Raw genomic sequence first — 18102 nt, 5'->3', positions numbered from 1 at the left:
CCAAATCTTCGATGAAATGGCCTAAAATAAAGCCTCTACCCTTATTAAAGTGATAAGAACTTTACATTTAGGGAATGCATCATCCTTGTTATGGAAGGGTTGAAGAAGACCTTTAGCTGCCTGCTAATCTAAGCCCTGCTCTTTCGGTATATATATTGGTCTTATGGTGTGTTTTCAAATATACAATTATTTTGAGATTATGGGCTTTGTTTCTTGAATTTTTCCTATCTTTGCAGCAATTAATAGAAATGTACGGTCAGCTGTTGGGAGGAGGATATGTAAGCAAAGACATGAAAACGGGTATGTATACACTTAGGCATGTGATTTCTACTTTCGGACAATGTTTGCGGCAGGCGGTTCCTAAGGCTGCCGCAAGTGCTCTATGGCTTCTAAAGCTGATGCTTCCCATATCCCTTGTAGTTACTTTGGCTCACCATTATGGTGTGCTTGACATTATTGCCCGTTGGCTCAATCCTTTGTTTGCTCTGCTTGGTCTTCCAGGCTCTTCTTCTGTGGCCTTTGTGTCAGGCGCAACGGCAGGAACCTATGCCGGTATAGCCGCCATGATGTCGATGCCTCTAACCATGAGGGAAGCCACCATACTTGCGCTAATGATAGCTTTGTGTCATGCGTTGCCAATGGAGTGTGCCGTAAACAAAAAGACAGGCTCGTCATTCTGGAAGATGGGTGTTTTAAGAGTGATTATGGCCATTTTGTGTGCACTCTTACTAAACTTAGTCTTGCCACCCATGGAAGAGAAATATATGTTTCTTGGAGCTGACAGATCAGGCGGTCTGAGTGAGGTTATGACGTTGTGGGCATGGTCGCAACTGAAGATGTCGGTTGTGGTATTCCTTATTATTTATGCACTCATGGCTGTGCAGAGACTTTTGGAGGCGTATTCATTGTTGCGTCCACTATCGTTGCGCCTTTCTCCTCTGATGCATTTCTTCGGACTTCCAGAAGGTGCCGCGTATATGTGGCTTGTCGGTAATGTGCTGGGTATCAGCTATGGCGCGGCGGTGATGGTGGACCTTGAGGAAAGAGGTATCATCAGTCGCAAGGAGGCCAATGAAGTAAACTATCACCTGATAATGAACCACTCAATGCTTGAGGATACCTTAGTGTTCGCTGCTACAGGTATCTCGGCTTTACTGCTGATATCGGTGCGCGTGGCCTTTGCCATGGTGCTGGTATGGGGGAGGAAATGCCGATGGTAGGGTGGTTCCGTTCAGCAACCATGGCCACCTGTCTGCTTGGTCTGACAGCATTGGCGTGTGTGGTGGGCGGTTGTATGCCACGGCGCATGGCCTTCTTTTCCTCTTGGCCCTTCGTGTTGTTGCTGGTTACTTTGGCTGCCCATCTGCTGGTAGTTCTGGCTCATAGGATAATCCATGGAGGCATACGCCGGAACGTCGCCTTTGTACTGACTCACGGCGGATTGCTGCTTGCGCTGATTAGCGGCATGGTTGGGGCTGGCGATATGTCGGACATGAGATTGAGGGTGGGCTACGACAATCCTGTTTCTCAGGCTGTATGTACCGATGGCAGGGTTATGATGCTCGGCTATACGTTGCGGCTTGCCAGGTTCAATATCGTTGATGGTGCGGCTGGTGGTGCCATGCAGTATGAGGCAGAGGTGATGGTTGACGACAAGCCTGTGGTGCTTAGGGTTAACAGTCCACATTCTGTACGCTTCGGCGAGGATATCTATCTGCAAGGGTATGACAGCATGCAACCAGTAGGACATGAACGGTATGTTATGTTGCAGGTGGTGCGCCAGCCATGGAAATACCCCATGTGCGCAGGCTTGCTGCTGATGTTGGCAGGAACAGTAATGATGGTTTATGGTTTAAGACGACAGATATGATTACGTGGGATTTGTTTCCGTTGATGTCGCTCGTCAGCGTCATCCTATGGCTTTCCGGAGCCGTTATGGCACTTGTACCCAAGCACTGCCGGGGTAGGAGTGATGTGTGGCTGATGGTTTCGGGATTCATGGTCTATGCCTGTTTCGTTGCCGGGCTATGGCTGTCGTTGGGCCGTCCGCCCCTTCGTACTCTTGGTGAGACCCGCCTGTGGTACTCGCTCTTCATGATGTTATCTGGCGTTGCAGTCTATGCCCGCTGGCACTATCGCTGGCTACCGTTGTTCTCGTTAGTCGTGGTGATGGTGTTCACGGCAATTAATATATTGTGTCCTGACATTCACGACAGAACGCTCATGCCTGCCTTGCAGAGCGCATGGTTCGTACCTCATGTCACGGTATACATGTTCTCCTATAGTCTTTTCGGCTGTGCGTTCCTGCTGGCTCTTGCCGGGTTGTGGCGGCGTACGTCCGCATTCCTGCCAGCCACAGATCGTCTTGTGGCCATAGGCATTGCCTTCCTCACGTTCGGAATGGTGAGCGGCTGCCTGTGGGCAAAGCAGGCCTGGGGCGCATATTGGAGCTGGGACCCTAAGGAGACATGGGCGGCTGCAACATGGTGTACATATCTGTGCTACCTGCATTTCAGGATGTGCAGTGGCAGGAAGAGTGCCGTGTGGGGGTATCTGTTGCTGATTGTTGGATTTGTGCTGTTGCAGATGTGCTGGTATGGAGTGGACTTCCTGCCTTCGGCGGCAGATAGCATGCATGTGTATAGATGAGATAGAGTGGATAGATGAGATAGAGTGTATAGAGGAGATAGAGCGGATAGAGGAGATAGAGTGGATTGAGGAGATAGGCTGGATAGCTCTGCCATTTAGTTATGTGTTATATAATTATGCGTTATATAATAATGTGTATTTGTTAATGATTTGTTAAAGCTGCAAAATAATTGGCGAAAAGCTTGGAGGATAATTGTTCTTGTCTTACTTTTGCAGTGTTCTATTAAAGTAGTACACTATAACAGAGGTAAACATTGAGTATAAACAATTAAAACAATAGAGCTATGAATACAATCATCACAGTATCGACAATAATGTCGATGTACATGAATCTCGTAACCGACGTTACAAACACCAATTATTGCTATAACGCCGAAATAGACAACGGCAGGGTAATGGCAATGACAGTATACAACAATCATGGAGAGTCTCTGGAAGCCAAGGTAAAACACGAATACCTCTATGACTCAGAGGACCGTCTGGTGCGCAAGGAGACTCTGAAGTGGAACTCGCTTACTGCAAGCTGGGAGAAATACAGTTGTCTTGACTACAGCTACGTTGACGGCAGCTATACTGTTGAGAAGATGATGTGGGACAATACCCGCAATGAGTATGCAGAGGCAGGCGAGTATAGTCACTACACTGTTCTGCTTGACAATGTGCTGGCTGTAAACTCTTTCAAAATGGATTCCCGTACTGGAGAGTATGTCGAGGCAGAGAGAATTCTGGTTATGAACATCCATGGCGACAACCTCATTGCCGACACCATGTAATGTAGTCAAGCATAAGTACCACCAACAGTAAAACAGAAACGATATGATACAAGTAAGCAACATCTCTTTCAAGTACCCAGGTACCAAGAGAAATATCTTCGACAATTTCAGTCTCGATATTGAGGAGAACAAAATCTACGGTCTGCTTGGCAAGAACGGAACGGGCAAGTCTACGCTGCTCTATCTCATCTGCGGACTGCTCAGAGCACGTAAGGGCAATGTCAGCATTGACGGAGTGGACGCTAAAGAGCGCAGGCCTGAGATACTACGCGATATATTCATTGTGCCAGAGGAATTCGATCTGCCCAACGTGTCCCTTGACACATACGTGAAAATCAATCAGCCCTTCTATCCCAACTTCTCCAACGAGGTGCTGCGGAAATGTCTGGAGGATTTCTCTCTGCCACACTTTAACAAACTTAATGAACTGTCGATGGGTCAGAAGAAGAAGGTGTACATGAGCTTCGCCCTGGCCTCTGGCACTCGCATCCTTTTGATGGACGAGCCTACCAACGGACTCGACATACCATCGAAGACACAGTTCAGGAAGGTAGTGGCAAATAATATGACAGACGACCGCATTCTCGTCATCTCCACCCATCAGGTTCACGACGTGGAGTCGCTGCTCGACCATATACTCATCCTCAGCGAGAGCCGCATGCTGCTCAACGCATCGACAGCAGAAATCTGCGATAAGTATGCCTTTGAATACCGCAGTCCGCAGGAAATGGACGACGACGTGGTCTATTCGGAGCCGGCCATGCAGGGCAGCGCCGTCATAGCCACCCGCAAGGAAGGCATGGACGAGACACAGCTAAACTTGGAGCTGCTCTTCAACGCCGTGGTGGAAGGTAAAGTGAGCATATAAATTGGTATCAAACAACAGTTAAATAATTACGACAATGAAAACGACATTCGATATAAACCGTTTCTACAATCTGATGAGATATGAGGTGTTGTCAGAGTCAAGGAATTTCCTGCTCGGATTGCTGGGCCTAACCATGGGCATGACATTCTATTTTTGCTTCAGATTTTATTCTATTAAGGATTGCGCTTGGTCTGATAGGTTTGACAGTATCTACTTGCAGTGCGAGAATGCTGCGCATTTCATGTTTTTCTTGGTCATGTTCATGGCCGGATGCATGATTTTCAAGAACATGCTTACCAAGCAGCAACGTATATCGTTTCTGGCTTTGCCCGCTTCGAATTTGGAGAAGTTCCTCGCGCGCTTCCTTTGGACAAATGTTGGCTATCTGCTGATACTCGTATTCGCCACCATCTTTGCCGACATGCTGCTAGCCCTATTCTCTCTCTGCCTTGGCGAGGGGGTACATGGCTCCGTGACAATCGCAATCTGTGAGAGACTGTTTAGTGGCAATGGCTGTTTGAGAATAGCCAGCAAGCGCTTGCCCGACTTCTATTTCTATCTCTGGATGACAACAGTAGCCCTCTTCCTTCAGTCATCATGGACATTTATAGGTACACTCTTCCGCAAGAACGCATGGCTTTGGGCTATATGCCTGGAAGTTCTGTTCGGCAGTATGTTTGTCGTTCTGATGGACAATATGCCTATGTTTATATCGTCGTTCTACTCTCTGTTGTACGATGTCATCGATGTGAGATGGATGATATTGGTGCATTGCGTCTTGGGCATTGCCGCTTCTGCCCTGTTGTACTGGGGCAGCTACAAGCTCTTCGTCCGTATGCAGGTGATTAACAATAAATGGGTAAATATATGATTTTCAGTAACGATAAGGCAATATATGTGCAGATGGCCGATCGTCTGTGCGACGAGATACTTGCCGGCACCTACAAGGATGACGACCGTATACCGAGTGTCAGGGAGTATGCCGTGATGTTGCAGGTCAACACCAATACCGCCGTTAAGGCATACGACCAGCTGGCGCGCGACGGCATCATCTACAACAAGCGCGGACTGGGTTATTTCGTCACTCCGGGAGCATGCCGCGAGATAAGGAAAGGACGTAAGAAGGAGTTTATGAAGCAGAAGTTGCCAGAGCTGTTCCGGCAGATGAGGCTGCTCGACATCAATATCGACGATATCGTGAAATCGTGGGAGAACAGTAAGGATTAACATACTTTAAACTCCCAGAGTGAAGATTAATAGCGTCATCCTACGTCTAAACTATAACGTGTAATGAACAATCGCCCGGCAACGGTTTGCCATAATGCCGTTGCCGGGAATGAAATTGGGTAAAAACAAATGATACATCTCAAAGACATCAACAAGACTTATCAGGGAGCGCAGCCGCTGCATGTGCTGAAAGGTATTGACCTTGACATCGCCCGGGGAGAATTCGTCTCCATAATGGGGTCGTCGGGGTCGGGTAAATCTACTCTGCTCAACATCATCGGCATCCTCGACAACTATGACACTGGCGAGTATCTGCTCAATGGCGTGCCCATAGTCAATCTCAGCGAGACACGGGCTGCCGAATACCGCAACAGGATGATAGGCTTCATCTTCCAGTCGTTCAATCTCATACCATTCAAGACGGCCGTTGAGAATGTTGAGTTGCCCCTGTTCTATCAGGGAGTAGGAAGACGCCAGAGGCATAGGTTGGCGATGGACTATCTCGACCGCCTCGGGTTGGCCCAATGGGCAGGCCATTATCCCAACGAGATGTCGGGCGGACAGAAACAGCGTGTGGCCATAGCGCGTGCACTGATTACCAAGCCGCAGATAATCCTTGCCGACGAGCCTACAGGAGCGCTCGACTCGAAGACGAGCGTTGAGGTGATGAGTCTGCTCAAGGAACTCAACTCCACTGAGAATATGACCATCCTCGTGGTGACTCATGAGGCTGGAGTGGCAAACGAGACCAACAAGATAGTGCATATCAAGGACGGGCTGATAGGCGAGATAGAGGAAAACCTCGACCATCACGCCAACAGAGGATTTAAGTGATTTTATTTGTCTATACGTCAGATATCCAAAACACTAATGATAGAACTCTTCAAGGAAATATGGAGCACAGCCCGGCGCAACAAACTGCGTACGTCGCTAACTGGATTTGCCGTGGCATGGGGAATATTCATGCTGATATTCCTGCTCGGGGCAGGCAATGGGCTGATAAACGCTCAGCTCCAACAACAAAACAGGTTTCTTGCCAACTCCATAATGGTATGGGGCGGCAGCACCTCGAAACCATACAAGGGACTGCGCGAGGGTAGGGCGGTGCAACTTACCGACCATGATGTGGAGGTTACGGGCACCACCTTTGCCGACAACATCGATGAGGTTGGCTCCGTGCTGACACAAAATGGAGTGAACATCTCTTTTGCCGACAATTATGTCTCTGCCCAAAACCTAAAGGGCGTATATCCCAACGATCTGCGCATCAACAAGCGCGAGATTGTTGCCGGACGGTATGTCAACGACATAGACATGCGTGAGAGACGGAAGGTCATTGTGCTGTCAATGACCCAGGCCAAGGAATTGGCCAATGACCCTCTGGCACTTACTGGAAAGAATGTTAAGGTGGGTGAGCTTGCGTTCCAGGTGGTGGGCATAGTAAAAGACGACCAGCAGATGCAAAACAACGAGTCCTATACGGCATATACCACTTTGAAGACTATCTATGGACGTGGAGACAAGGCGGGAGACATGCAGTTCTCTATCAAGAATCTCGTAACGGAGGAGGAGAACGAGGAATTCAACAAAAACTACAGGGCAAAAATCAACATGATGCACGATGCCGCCCCGGATGACGAAGGGTCGATATGGCTGTGGAACCGCTATCTCGACAATATCCAGATGACAAAAGGTATAGGCATCATCAGGACGGCGTTGTGGGTGATAGGCCTGTTCACGCTGCTCAGTGGCATAGTTGGAGTGTCAAATATAATGCTAATTACCGTAAAGGAGCGCACGAGGGAGTTCGGCATACGCAAGGCCATAGGTGCCAAGCCTTGGCAGATACTGCGGCTCATCATTATCGAGAGTATCGCCACAACGGCAATCTTCGGATATATAGGCATGCTCTGCGGAGTGGTTGCCAATGAGTATATGGATGCCACGCTGGGGCATAACGTCATTGACACGGGCCTCTTCCAAGCCACAATGTTCGTAGATCCTACAGTTGGACTCGATGTCTGCATACAGGCCACACTTGTGATAATACTTGCTGGGACAGTAGCCGGTCTGATTCCTGCCGTCAAGGCGGCCAGAGTGAGGCCGATAGAGGCTCTGAGGGCAGAGTAGGACGTTAACTCAGCTTTGTGGGTATTGAAAGGGAAATGAATATATTAGGAGATATAAAATATGAAATTCGACATAGACGCCTGCCGTGAGATAATAGATACGATTACCCGCAACAAGAGCCGCAGCATCCTGACGGGCTTCGGGGTATTTTGGGGCATCTTCATGCTCATCGTACTTATTGGAGGTGGGCAGGGGCTGAAGGAGCTGCTGCAACAGAATTTCGCAGGCTTTGCCACAAATACGGCCGTGATATGGTCGCAGCCTACTACCAAACCGTATAAAGGGTTTCGCAAGGGACGCATGTGGCAGATGGATCTCAAGGACATTGACCGTCTCCACCATCAGGTGCCGGAGCTTGATGTCGTTACACCTCTTGTTTTCTCAGGTCGCCGTTCGGTTGTGGCAGGCGACAAGAGCTACCAGGCTTCCGTGCAGGGAGTAAGACCAGACTATGCGAGGGTGAGTGCGCCGCAGATGTTCTACGGACGTTATATAAACGATGTTGACGACCGTGACAGCCGCAAGGTGTGCGTCATCGGAAAGCAGGTCTACAAGACGCTGTTCCCGCAGGGGGGAGACCCGTGCGGACAGATGGTGAGAATAGACTCCACCTACTATACCGTAGTGGGAGTTGACTACAAGGGCGGCAATGGTGTCAACTTCGGTGGAAGAGCCGACGAGACCATAACCCTTCCACAGTCGGTATTGAGAAAGGTATACAACCGTGGACAGCAGGTGGACATCATCGCTACAACAGGACATAAGGGAGTGGTGATGAGCCGCATCGCTGACCGTATGAGGGCAACGGTGGCAAGGTCGCACCTCGTTGACCCTGCTGATGAGAAAGGAGTTATGGTATTCAATACCGAGGTTCTGTTTGCCATGCTTGACAACCTCTTCAATGGTGTCAACTTCCTCGTATGGCTCGTGGGTATAGGAACCTTGCTTGCCGGTGCCATCGGAGTATCGAACATCATGATGGTAACCGTGCGTGAGCGGACGGTAGAGATAGGCATCAGGCGTGCCATCGGTGCCACTCCTATGGTCATATTGTCGCAGATAATGTCCGAAAGCATCTTGCTTACGGCTGTGGCAGGCATGAGCGGCATACTCTTTGGCGTCTGCATATTGCAGATGACAGAACTTGCCAATACATCTGACGGCATAGTGGCTGCGCATTTCCAGGTAGACTTTTGGACAGCCACAGGGGCTGCCGTGCTGCTGTGTGTGTTGGGTGGCATGGCCGGATTGGCTCCAGCATGGCGGGCCATGAGCATAAAGCCTGTTGACGCTATGAGAGATGAGTAGATTATAAAAACAGTATAATATATGAAGAAGTATTCTAAACTGATTATGGCGGCACTCATAGCCGTTGTATTCATCGGAACATTCGTGTTCCTCTATCAGAAATCACAACCGAAGCCTGTGGTGTATAGTGAGTTTACTCCAAAGGTTACCGACATCAGCAAGGTGACGGTCATAACGGGAAAGATAGAACCGCGTGACGAGGTAAGCGTGAAGCCGCAGATTAGCGGTATCATTACCCATCTGTACAAGCAGGCGGGTGACATGGTAAGCGCCGGAGAGGTGATTGCCAAAGTGAAGGTCATTCCTGACATGGGGCAGCTCAGCTCCGCCGAGGCACGCGTAAGGCTTGCAGGCATCAATCTCAAGCAGGCGCAGGTGGACTTCGACCGCGAGGAGAGCCTCTACCGCCAGCGGCTGGTGTCGGAAGAGGAGTATGACAAGCAGAAGCAGGCGCTGAGTCAGGCACGCGAGGAAATGGCGGCTGCACAGGATGCACTTGAGGTTGTACGCGACGGAGTGTCGAAGAGCAACGCCAATGCCAGCTCGACGCTCATACGCTCAACTATCTCGGGACTCATACTTGACGTGCCCGTAAAAGTCGGAAACACAGTGGTGCTGAGCAACACCTTCAACGATGGTACAACCATTGCGACGGTAGCCAATATGAACGACCTGATATTCCGCGGAAATATTGACGAGACCGAGGTGGGAAGACTCGTAGAGGGCATGCCGATGAAGATTACCGTCGGTGCGCTGCAGGACCTGAGGTTCGATGCCGTCCTTGAGTATGTCTCTCCCAAGGCTGTAGAGAACAATGGTGCTAACCAGTTTGAGGTAAAGGCCGCCGTGACAGCTGTCCGTGACGGAAAGATTCGCTCTGGCTATAGCGCCAATGCCGAGATAGTGCTTGCAAAGGCGGAGGGTGTCCTCTCTGTTCCCGAGAGCGCCATTGAGTTCAGTGGAGACTCCACCTTTGTATACGTTGTCGGGGGCACTGGGGAACAGAAAACATATCGCCGCACGCAGGTTGTGACAGGATTGAGCGATGGTGTGAACATAGAGATAAAGAGTGGCATCACCACCAAGGACAAGGTACGTGGCCCGCAGGTGATAGCTGATACTAATGATAAATAACCGTCTATATGAAGAATCTCATTATTATACTCTGCACCTGCGCACAGCTTATGGCAGCCAATGCACAGACGTCTACGGACACACCATGGACGCTGGAGAAGTGCATAAGCTATGCCTTGGAACATAATATAACCGTCAGGCAACAGCAGAATACTGTCCGTCAGCAGCAGATACAGCTGGACGACAACCGCGGCAACCACCTGCCTGTTGTTGATGCCTCGGTTGGGCAGAACTTCTCGTTCGGGCGAGGTCTGACGGCTCAGAACACCTATGAGAACACCAATACCTCAAGCACCTCTTTCTCCATAGGAGCCTCTGTGCCCATATTCTCCGGCAACAAGATAGTCAACTCCGTAAAGCTGGCGCAACTGAACCTTGACGCATCTCTTGCCGACCTCGACAAGGCGCGTGAGGACATTAGTATGCAGGTGGCCAAGGCTTATGTGCAGATACTCTACGACATGGAGGTTGCCGACGTGGCGCGACGGCAGATAGCCATCGACTCCATGCAGACAGCAAGGCTTCAGGCTATGATGAGGAGCGGAAAGGCCAGCCAGGCAGAGGTGTCACAGCAGAACGCACAACTGGCACAGAGCAGGCTCACGGCTACAGAGGCCGACAATAATTGCAGACTGTCGTTGCTTGCACTCTCACAGCTGCTTGAACTTCCTACGCCCGAAGGCTTCAGCATACAACGTCCAGACGTGGCTTCACACACTCTCTCTTCGTCTCTTCCGCCATTGCCGGATGTTGTATATGCCGAGGCCTTGGGCTTGAAGCCTCAGATCAAGGCTGAGCAGCTGAGGTTGTCAGCCTCGGAGTACAGTATACGTATTGCCCGTGGCGACTATATGCCTACCCTGTCGCTCAACGGAGGACTTGGCACCAATTATTATAAGACATCAGGCTTTGATGCCGATGCATTCGGTACGCAGTTGAAGAACAATTTCAGCCAATACCTTGGTGTTAGCCTCTCGATACCAGTCTTCAACCATTTCGCCACACGCAACAAGATAAGGATGGCAAAGCTCGACCGTGACAACCAGACACTCAGGTTGGAGGACACACGCAAGACACTCTATAAGGAGATACAGCAGGTGTACTATGCGGCCATCGCAGCCCATGCGCGACTGTGCAGCTGCTCTGAGGCTCTGAGGAGCGGTGAGGATGCCTTCGAGCTTACGAAGTCAAAATACGAGAACGGCAAGGCTACCATCACGGAATTTAATGAGCAGAAGAACAATATGCTCAAGGCACAGAGCGATATGATACAGGCCAAGTATGAGTATCTGTATCAGACGAGCCTCCTCGACTTCTACCGGGGGCGTAAACTTGACTTGAGGTAAGGCCCCTTCTTGTTTTTTTCATCATTTTATGTGGTTACTCCGATGCTGCCTTTCTGATGACCTTGCAAGGATTGCCTGCGGCAATGCAGTCAGAGGGAATGTCGTGAGTAACCACACTTCCTGCCCCGATGACCGTTCTGTCACCTATTGTTACGCCAGGACATACGGTAACGTTGCCACCGAGCCAGCAGTCCTCACCAATGGTTATTGGGTATGCCGTCTCTAATGTCTTTCGCCGCAACTTGTAGTCAAGTGGGTGCTGCGGAGTGTAAAGCGAGCAGTTTGGGCCAATAATCGTTCTTGCGCCTATGGTGATGTCTCCAGCATCGAGCATCATGGCGTTATAGTTGACAAATACTCCCTCGCCCAGGTGAATCCCGTTGCCATGGTCGCAATGGAATGGCGGCAGTATCGTTACGGAGTCGGCAACGCCAGGTATCATGTCGGCGAGCAGAGTGCGGTAGTTCTCATGGTCTATGCCCGACTTGTTGAATTTCTCGCATGCCAGGCGCGACCGTTTCAGACTCTTGTCTATGACGGGATCCGACCAATCGTACATCTGTCCGCTTCTCATCTTATTCCATTCGCCAAGTCCATTGTCTGTTGGGTGCTCCTGTTCAATCTCGTCGAGCAGCTTTCTTGCTACAGGGTGTCCCATTTCTGCTGCTTTGGTGAGCATGGCCTTTGCCTTCTGTAGGTCTTTTCCCACGCAGTCGCCAGTAAGAAATCTCCGCCCCACGGAGAATAGAGTCTCGCTGTCGTTGCCATAGAAATTGTCTGTGCAGTACATCTTGTTTTAGTTTAATATTGAACGTTTAATGTTGGTTGTTCATAACTTACACACCATCAAACTATTATGTTCTGTTCCATTTTGGTTATCGGTTGGGATAAGGGTTTCTCAAAACCATTTCTCCAGTGAAGTTTATTCGGTCGCGGTCTGCAGAGTACACATCGAGGGACACATCTCCGTCGTCCATGACGTCGAAGATGTATTCCAGCCGTTCCAACTTGTTCCTTGTGAAGAGTTTCACCCTTGTTATGCCTTCCTTTGGGTATGATATGGTGTAGTTGTCTATGTGCCCGTCGAAGTCGAGCGGTCCCTCGCGCTCGAACGATGCCTTGTATGCTACTCCATAGTATGGCAGGTTGCTCATTATGCTGTCGCCTGATATTCTCACCGTGTAGGTGGATGTGAGGAAACGCGACTCCATACGTCTCGGCACCACATATTCCACCTCTACAGTGAAAGTCCTGTTTGCCGTTGAGTCTGCTATCATTGCCTTGATGGCCATGGCTTTCGCCTGTTTCTCAGCCTCTGTTTTTCTTGTAGAGGCGCATGATGCAAGTATGACCGCAAGCAACATTGTTATGATGATGTTTCTCATAATCTCATATCCCTTATTAGATTAGTCCTGTGTTTTGTCTATGCCCATCTGGTATATCTTCAGTCCGAAATCGGCAGCTATGACAAGTGCCCATTCCATGATGTCTGCCATTTGGTGTTCGTAAGACCTCCATTCCTTGTCGCGCAGGAAGAAGTAGAACTCCACGGGCATGCCGTATGGTGTAGGCTCCATTTGTCTGACCATGAATGTCATGTTGCTGTTCACCTCCTTGCGCGAGGCTACGAAGTGTTCCATGTATTTGCGGTAAAGGTGCATGTTGATGCATGGCTGTGCAAGCACCTCGGCTGTTGCATATCCTTTGGCGATGAGCCTTTGTGCCAGACCTTTGTCAACAATGCTTATAGTGTGCTGGTCGAAGAGAAGCCGCCTTGCCACCCGTCGACCATCCGACTGCTCCATACCCTTCCAGTTGCAGAAAGCCTCGTCAACGAGCACCTTCGGCGATATGGTGACAATGGTGTTGTCGAAGTTTCGTATCTTCACCGTTGTCAGCGACATGCCTATCACCGTACCATTGGCGTTTGCCGACGGCACTGTTATCCAGTCGCCGATATGCATCATGTCGTTGCTCGTAAGCCTGATGCCGGCCACCAGGCCCTCTATGGTGTCCTTGAATACGAGCATGAGTATTGCCGACGTTGCTCCCAGTCCGGCAATAAGGGTCATTGGACTTTTGTCGATTATGATTGCGACTATTACGATGGCGGCCATCAGGTAGATGACAATCCTCATCACGGCGCAGAATGTATGGAAGTACTGTTGTGCTGACGACCGGCGGTCGGAGTCCATGCGTGCCACGCCGTCAATCATACATTGTGTTGTGCGCAGAGCCATTACTGTAATGTATATTGCCGTCAGCCTTGCGAGTACCTCCTGACATGTGGGGAAACCGCTGAATACCAGCGGCAGCAGCCACCATATGACTATGGCTGGAACGATGTGGCAGGCCGACCGAAGCACCTTCTCGCTAAAGATGAGGTCGTCCCATATGGCGTTCGTATGGCGTGTGAGCCGTACGGTGAGCGGGACGGCTATTCTTATGCAGAGCCAGTCAGATAGTATGGCGACAAGAGCCGCCAAGGCCACCATTATGGCATGGGTGGCTATTTGCAGCAGTGAGCCTGTGGCTCCGCTTGCATGCAACCATTGTTCAACGAGTGTTTTTATAGTTTCCATATAATGCTGATATCGGATGTTGGTGATGATAGTGTGAGGACATTCCTATAGCTGGGCTTCGCCTACCAGTGTGCTAAGATAATGTTTTTTGCCGACAATCGGCCTTCTATGGCGTGAATAGATATATGTTTTTCCTTACTTTTATGCTTGTTTTACCATTTTTTGCAGAATGGAATGTGTTAATTATTGCACTTTGTGTTGAAAGGTGCGTCTGTTTGGGTGTTATGGTCGGTGAGATAGCTGCGTGGTTTCTCCCTGTACATTGGTGATGCCAGGTTTGCACTCATGTCGCTGGCTTCCATACTGATACCTGCCATTCCCGTCATGGTGTGGAATACCGAGCGGCTTGTCTCCACTTCCTTCTTGCTGTTGTCGGCAAGAGCTTTGGCTTGAGCGACATGGCGGACGGAGTAGGCTTCCGAGAGCCATACCACAAGCGGTACGTGCAGCTCGTACCACGATGGCCGTGGCGAGGCATGAAGAAAGAGGTTGCGGTCGTCGTCGAAGATGTTCTCGCCATGGTCGCTGGTGTACATCATGGCCGCTGTGCGACCGCTCTGTTGCAGCATGTCGGCAATCTCGCCCAGTATGTAGTCGGTATAGAGGATGGTATTGTCGTAGGCGTTTATCAGATCCTCGCGGTTCTCGGCCTTGGCCTCGTCGCGGATGTCGGGCTTGAAGAAGGCAAATTCCCGAGGGTATCGCTCTCGGTAGCAGAAGTGGGAACCATAGGTGTGGAGCACGATGAATAGCCTTCCACGGCAGGTGTCAAGGGCACGGCGCACATGTGGCAGCAATATGTTGTCGTAGTCCATTCCTTTTTGATGGTTCTCACTTTCGGCATACCAGCAGCTGTCGGCCTGCGATGCCAGAAAGTCTATGTATGAGTGGTTACGCCGTTGGTTTGATAGGAAGAGGGTGGTGAAGCCTGCCTCACGGAAAGCCTGCATTATACCCTTCTGACTGTCGAGCAGGCTGTAGTCGGCAGCCGATGCCGCTGACAGCAACATCGGAACGCTCTTGTGTGTGGTGTTCGACTGCGTTGTGGCACGTCCGAAGGCTACTATGCCGCTCATCGATGACATGCGTGGGGTTGTAGGACGGTTGTAGCCGTAGATGGCGAAGTTGCTTGCGCGTGCCGTCTCGCCTATGACCATTATGTATACCTCCGTGCTGTCGTCGCCGTGGCTTGTGCGTGCGCCAAATGTGAAGTCTGCAACCCGCTCATTGTATGTTGCAGAGTTGTGCGCTCTGACTACGGCTAATCCAAGGTTGTAGAGCACGTTCGCAGGATATAGGTGATCTGTGGGCGAGTATGTAGGAACCGTAGCCCATGTCCACGCCAATGCTCCCACTCCAAAGGGGAGCATAATGGCAGTAGCCTTATGTGCCATTAGCAGGAAGCTTGTGTGCAGCTGCAGCTTACGGCGGATGGCGATGGCCGCAATGATGAGTAGCGGAATGTATATGGCCAGTACTCCTATCACGGCAGGCAACAGCCTGTCAAGCAGTTCGGCCATTTCGCCAGGATTGGATGTCACGACGTTCAGGAACATATCCACCGAAATGATGCCCTGCCCAAAGAGGTAGAGTAGTACCATCTGGAAGGCCGCCAGAAAGATTAGTGGAAACATGAACCATACGCTCTTGCCTGTATTCACGGATAGTGACAGCAACCATATATATATAGGTAGCGGCAACATAACGTTTGCCACACAGGCGGCTATGGGCATGCCCTCGGTAAGGCATAGCGTAATGTTTGGCAGCATAAAAGCCGTCAAGGCATAGAAGAATATCAGTCGGGGTGATATGAGTATGTGTCCTTTCATTAGTCTTTTTCTTGTGTTATGTTTTGAAATGTGTCGCCTCATGGCTTATCGGTTCAGAATGCCTCGTTGATATTGAATATAAATCCGCTTTGTCCGCCTTTGCCGAAGCCATAGTCGAGCCTCACGTTGACATCTTTCTTGAACTCCCATCTGTAGCCTATTCCCGCATTTGGCAACAGTCTGTAGGCGCGCAATTGGCTGAACTTGCTGAAGACGGTGCCCAGTCCTGCCCATACCACTATTCCGTTGCGCCGCCACACGTGCTGCCGCAGCTCTATCTGCGCCTCGGCCTTGTGTTTGTCGCGGTAACGCCCCTCGTAGTAGCCTCTCATGGAGTATGAGTTGCCGAGCAGAGCCATCATGGCCCATGACGGGTTGCCGAAGTTCAGGGTAGTCCTGAAGTCGGCGGCCAGAGTAGCGCCTTTCCATGTCGGCCAATATCCGTCGGCCTGTATGTCGGTAGTGGCAAAGGCATAGTCGTTGCCCATGAACTTTGGCCGTACGCTTTGGGAGATGTCCAGATAGTAACCCTTATGAGGATTAGTGAGTACGTCGCGTGAGTCGTAGACGACCGACAGTCCTAGGCCGATGTTCCACGTCTCACTGTCCATTCCGTCGAGCAGCTCGGGTCGCTCAATCCTGCTGCCCCTCACATAGTCGAATGTTGCCGACGGACCGGCATACAGGTTGTCGCCGAGCTTGCGCAACAGGGTTACCTTGGCCTTGGCCTGCCATCGCTTCATCTCGCTCTTGTTGCCGTCGTCGTTGCCGTTGTCAAATCCTATTCCCCAGAAGTCTGAAGGGAAAGAATAGAAGAATGTGGTGTACGACAGACGGTATCTGTCGTGTGGAAAGATGTTTGTGCCGCGCACTCCTAACATATAGAAGCCAACCGTTGATACGTCGCCGAAGATGGAGACGTTCGATGGTGGCAGCAGGGAGTCGGTATCGTGGTTGCGGTAGAGTCCTGCGGCTACAAGGCCGAGTCCAAGCTCGGTATCTGTGCTGTAGTGCGGACCACCGATGATGCTGAAGTCGAACTTCTTGTTATTCTTGTTTTTGTTGGCATCGTTGAAGTAGTCCAGAAAACTCTTTACCCACGACTTGCGTGGAGTGGCGGCTGTAGTGTCGGCAGGCTCGCCCCATGCCGACACTGCATAAATGATGGTTAGCAGGATGGTAGTTGCTGTCTTCATAGTGTATCTTTTCCGTATTTGTCAGTAAACCAGTCCAACGTTGTCCACCCAGAAAGTATTGCCTGGGCTTCCGATATATGCTCCTCCATGACTTGACGAGAACTGCAGCACCAGGTGCGTGGGCTTCTCGCCTGCCGTAGCGAAGCCTGTCTCCTTTACTGGCACGCTCTTGCCGTGGCTGTTGCGCGCATAGTCAGTAGATCGCAGCCCCATCAGCTCTGCGTTGTAGTCCTTCCGTCTTCTGATGTCGCCATACCATATCTCGTATGTCGCTCCGTTTTTCCATTCCTGTGTCGACTTGTCGTATGTTATGACCAGCGTGCCCACGCGCTTAGCCGTTATGTTGCCCTTTGCATCTTCGTGCCTCTTCTGCAACAGCAGTACCGTCACAGCAAGGTCCTTCCCCTTGATGGTGGACTTGCCGCTGAAGCCTGTGAGACGTATGCGGTCCGGCGAGTTGGCTATGGCGACCTTGTAGTCGTAGCGCAGGGCCTTCGGACGTCCCGTGAATGGAATACCCCAGTTCAGAGCTTGTGGCCCTTCCTTCGTGCCGGTTATAGGTTCCTTCATGTCGCCAAGGTAGAGCGAGCCTGCTGCAAGCACATTTATGTTGATGAGCCCCAGCACTTTCACCTTCTCGATATGTGTCACCAGCTTGGCACAGTAGCCCGCATCCCGTTTTTCGCGAAATACGCTGACGTTGGTCTTTGTTATTCCCGACACCTTCGCCATGACGTTCGAGGTGCCCCAAGGCGAGCCTCCCTTGTTGGTATATGGCTCATTTCCCGATATGCTTTGTGTCGGGCCAACCTCGTATAGCGTCTTCGTGTCGCCACCTATGATGCCCGACTCTTTAACGTGACGGGTTACCCAGCTGTTGAAGTCGCCGTACTTGAAAGGAACAAACCTTTCCTGTCCGTAGCCATTTATGGACATGAGCAGCATGTAGGCAAATAGAAAGAAATTTTGAGTTTTGAACATATAATATTGGTTGGTTTGTTATGCAAATTTAGTAAACTGTTCGCACCTAAATAGTTTTTTAACAATGGTTATGCATGTT

The 18102-nt window shown here is 50.5% G+C and carries 18 protein-coding genes; 12 read left to right on the top strand and 6 right to left on the bottom strand.

The features are described 5' to 3' along the window. Positions 1-290: 290 nt before the first annotated feature. The 12 genes from CIL02_RS04245 (at position 291) to CIL02_RS04190 (ending at position 11435) form a co-directional block, all read left to right on the top strand. Positions 291-1220 carry a nucleoside recognition domain-containing protein gene (locus CIL02_RS04245; RefSeq protein ID WP_170935013.1) on the top strand — a complete coding sequence of 310 codons (930 nt, stop codon included), beginning with the start codon at positions 291-293 and terminating at the stop codon, positions 1218-1220. Then, positions 1196-1870 (top strand): cytochrome c biogenesis protein ResB, encoded by a 675-nt coding sequence (locus CIL02_RS04240; protein ID WP_141210123.1) that lies wholly within the window; start codon positions 1196-1198, stop codon positions 1868-1870. Before CIL02_RS04245 ends, CIL02_RS04240 begins: the two co-directional genes overlap by 25 nt. Further along, a complete protein-coding gene (gene ccsA / locus CIL02_RS04235) occupies positions 1867-2649 on the top strand; it encodes a cytochrome c biogenesis protein CcsA (protein ID WP_094399370.1) in 783 nt (260 codons plus the stop codon). The genes CIL02_RS04240 and ccsA overlap by 4 nt, the downstream gene beginning before the upstream one ends. Positions 2650-2933: 284 nt before the next feature. Then, the gene (locus tag CIL02_RS04230; RefSeq protein ID WP_094399368.1) at positions 2934-3422 is read left to right on the top strand and encodes a DUF3836 domain-containing protein; all 489 of its coding nucleotides are present in this window, start codon (positions 2934-2936) and stop codon (positions 3420-3422) included. Positions 3423-3465: 43 nt separating this feature from the next. Next, positions 3466-4290 carry an ATP-binding cassette domain-containing protein gene (locus CIL02_RS04225; protein ID WP_094399366.1) on the top strand — a complete coding sequence of 275 codons (825 nt, stop codon included), beginning with the start codon at positions 3466-3468 and terminating at the stop codon, positions 4288-4290. A gap of 34 nt (positions 4291-4324) precedes the next feature. Then, complete coding sequence (locus CIL02_RS04220; protein ID WP_094399364.1) at positions 4325-5161, top strand: hypothetical protein; 837 nt, start codon at positions 4325-4327, stop codon at positions 5159-5161. After that, the gene (locus tag CIL02_RS04215) at positions 5158-5517 is read left to right on the top strand and encodes a GntR family transcriptional regulator (protein WP_094399362.1); all 360 of its coding nucleotides are present in this window, start codon (positions 5158-5160) and stop codon (positions 5515-5517) included. Before CIL02_RS04220 ends, CIL02_RS04215 begins: the two co-directional genes overlap by 4 nt. Positions 5518-5646: 129 nt before the next feature. Then, positions 5647-6351, top strand: coding sequence for an ABC transporter ATP-binding protein (locus tag CIL02_RS04210; protein WP_094399360.1), 705 nt, complete (start codon positions 5647-5649; stop codon positions 6349-6351). A 36-nt stretch (positions 6352-6387) separates the two neighbouring features. Beyond that, a complete protein-coding gene (locus CIL02_RS04205) occupies positions 6388-7647 on the top strand; it encodes an ABC transporter permease (RefSeq protein ID WP_094399358.1) in 1260 nt (419 codons plus the stop codon). 60 nt (positions 7648-7707) lie between these two features. Next, positions 7708-8955 (top strand): ABC transporter permease, encoded by a 1248-nt coding sequence (locus CIL02_RS04200; RefSeq protein ID WP_094399356.1) that lies wholly within the window; start codon positions 7708-7710, stop codon positions 8953-8955. Positions 8956-8976: 21 nt separating this feature from the next. Next, positions 8977-10089, top strand: a complete 1113-nt coding sequence (locus tag CIL02_RS04195) for an efflux RND transporter periplasmic adaptor subunit (protein ID WP_094399354.1) — start codon at positions 8977-8979, stop codon at positions 10087-10089. A gap of 8 nt (positions 10090-10097) precedes the next feature. Next, positions 10098-11435 (top strand): TolC family protein, encoded by a 1338-nt coding sequence (locus CIL02_RS04190; RefSeq protein WP_094399352.1) that lies wholly within the window; start codon positions 10098-10100, stop codon positions 11433-11435. A 34-nt stretch (positions 11436-11469) separates the two neighbouring features. Here the strand turns inward: CIL02_RS04190 and CIL02_RS04185 are convergent, their stop codons facing one another. The 6 genes from CIL02_RS04185 to CIL02_RS04160 all read right to left on the bottom strand — a co-directional run bounded on the left by CIL02_RS04185 (position 11470) and on the right by CIL02_RS04160 (position 18023). Further along, a complete protein-coding gene (locus CIL02_RS04185) occupies positions 11470-12009 on the bottom strand; it encodes a sugar O-acetyltransferase (protein WP_141210135.1) in 540 nt (179 codons plus the stop codon). 301 nt (positions 12010-12310) lie between these two features. After that, positions 12311-12820: a DUF4251 domain-containing protein gene (locus CIL02_RS04180; RefSeq protein ID WP_094399350.1), complete on the bottom strand. Its 510-nt coding sequence runs from the start codon at positions 12818-12820 to the stop codon at positions 12311-12313. Positions 12821-12841: 21 nt separating this feature from the next. Then, complete coding sequence (locus CIL02_RS04175) at positions 12842-14017, bottom strand: mechanosensitive ion channel domain-containing protein (protein WP_094399348.1); 1176 nt, start codon at positions 14015-14017, stop codon at positions 12842-12844. A gap of 179 nt (positions 14018-14196) precedes the next feature. After that, positions 14197-15846: a phosphoethanolamine transferase gene (locus CIL02_RS04170; RefSeq protein ID WP_170935012.1), complete on the bottom strand. Its 1650-nt coding sequence runs from the start codon at positions 15844-15846 to the stop codon at positions 14197-14199. A 53-nt stretch (positions 15847-15899) separates the two neighbouring features. Then, entirely contained in the window at positions 15900-17042 is a 1143-nt protein-coding gene (locus tag CIL02_RS04165) for a BamA/TamA family outer membrane protein (protein WP_094399344.1), read from the bottom strand. Positions 17043-17063: 21 nt separating this feature from the next. Then, positions 17064-18023: a PCMD domain-containing protein gene (locus CIL02_RS04160; protein ID WP_094399342.1), complete on the bottom strand. Its 960-nt coding sequence runs from the start codon at positions 18021-18023 to the stop codon at positions 17064-17066. Positions 18024-18102 lie beyond the last annotated feature (79 nt).

The organism is Prevotella sp. P3-122 (assembly GCF_002251365.1).
Lineage (GTDB): Bacteria > Bacteroidota > Bacteroidia > Bacteroidales > Bacteroidaceae > Prevotella.
Note: the sequence above shows the minus strand (reverse complement) of the source record. Positions and strands in the feature narration are given on the sequence as shown.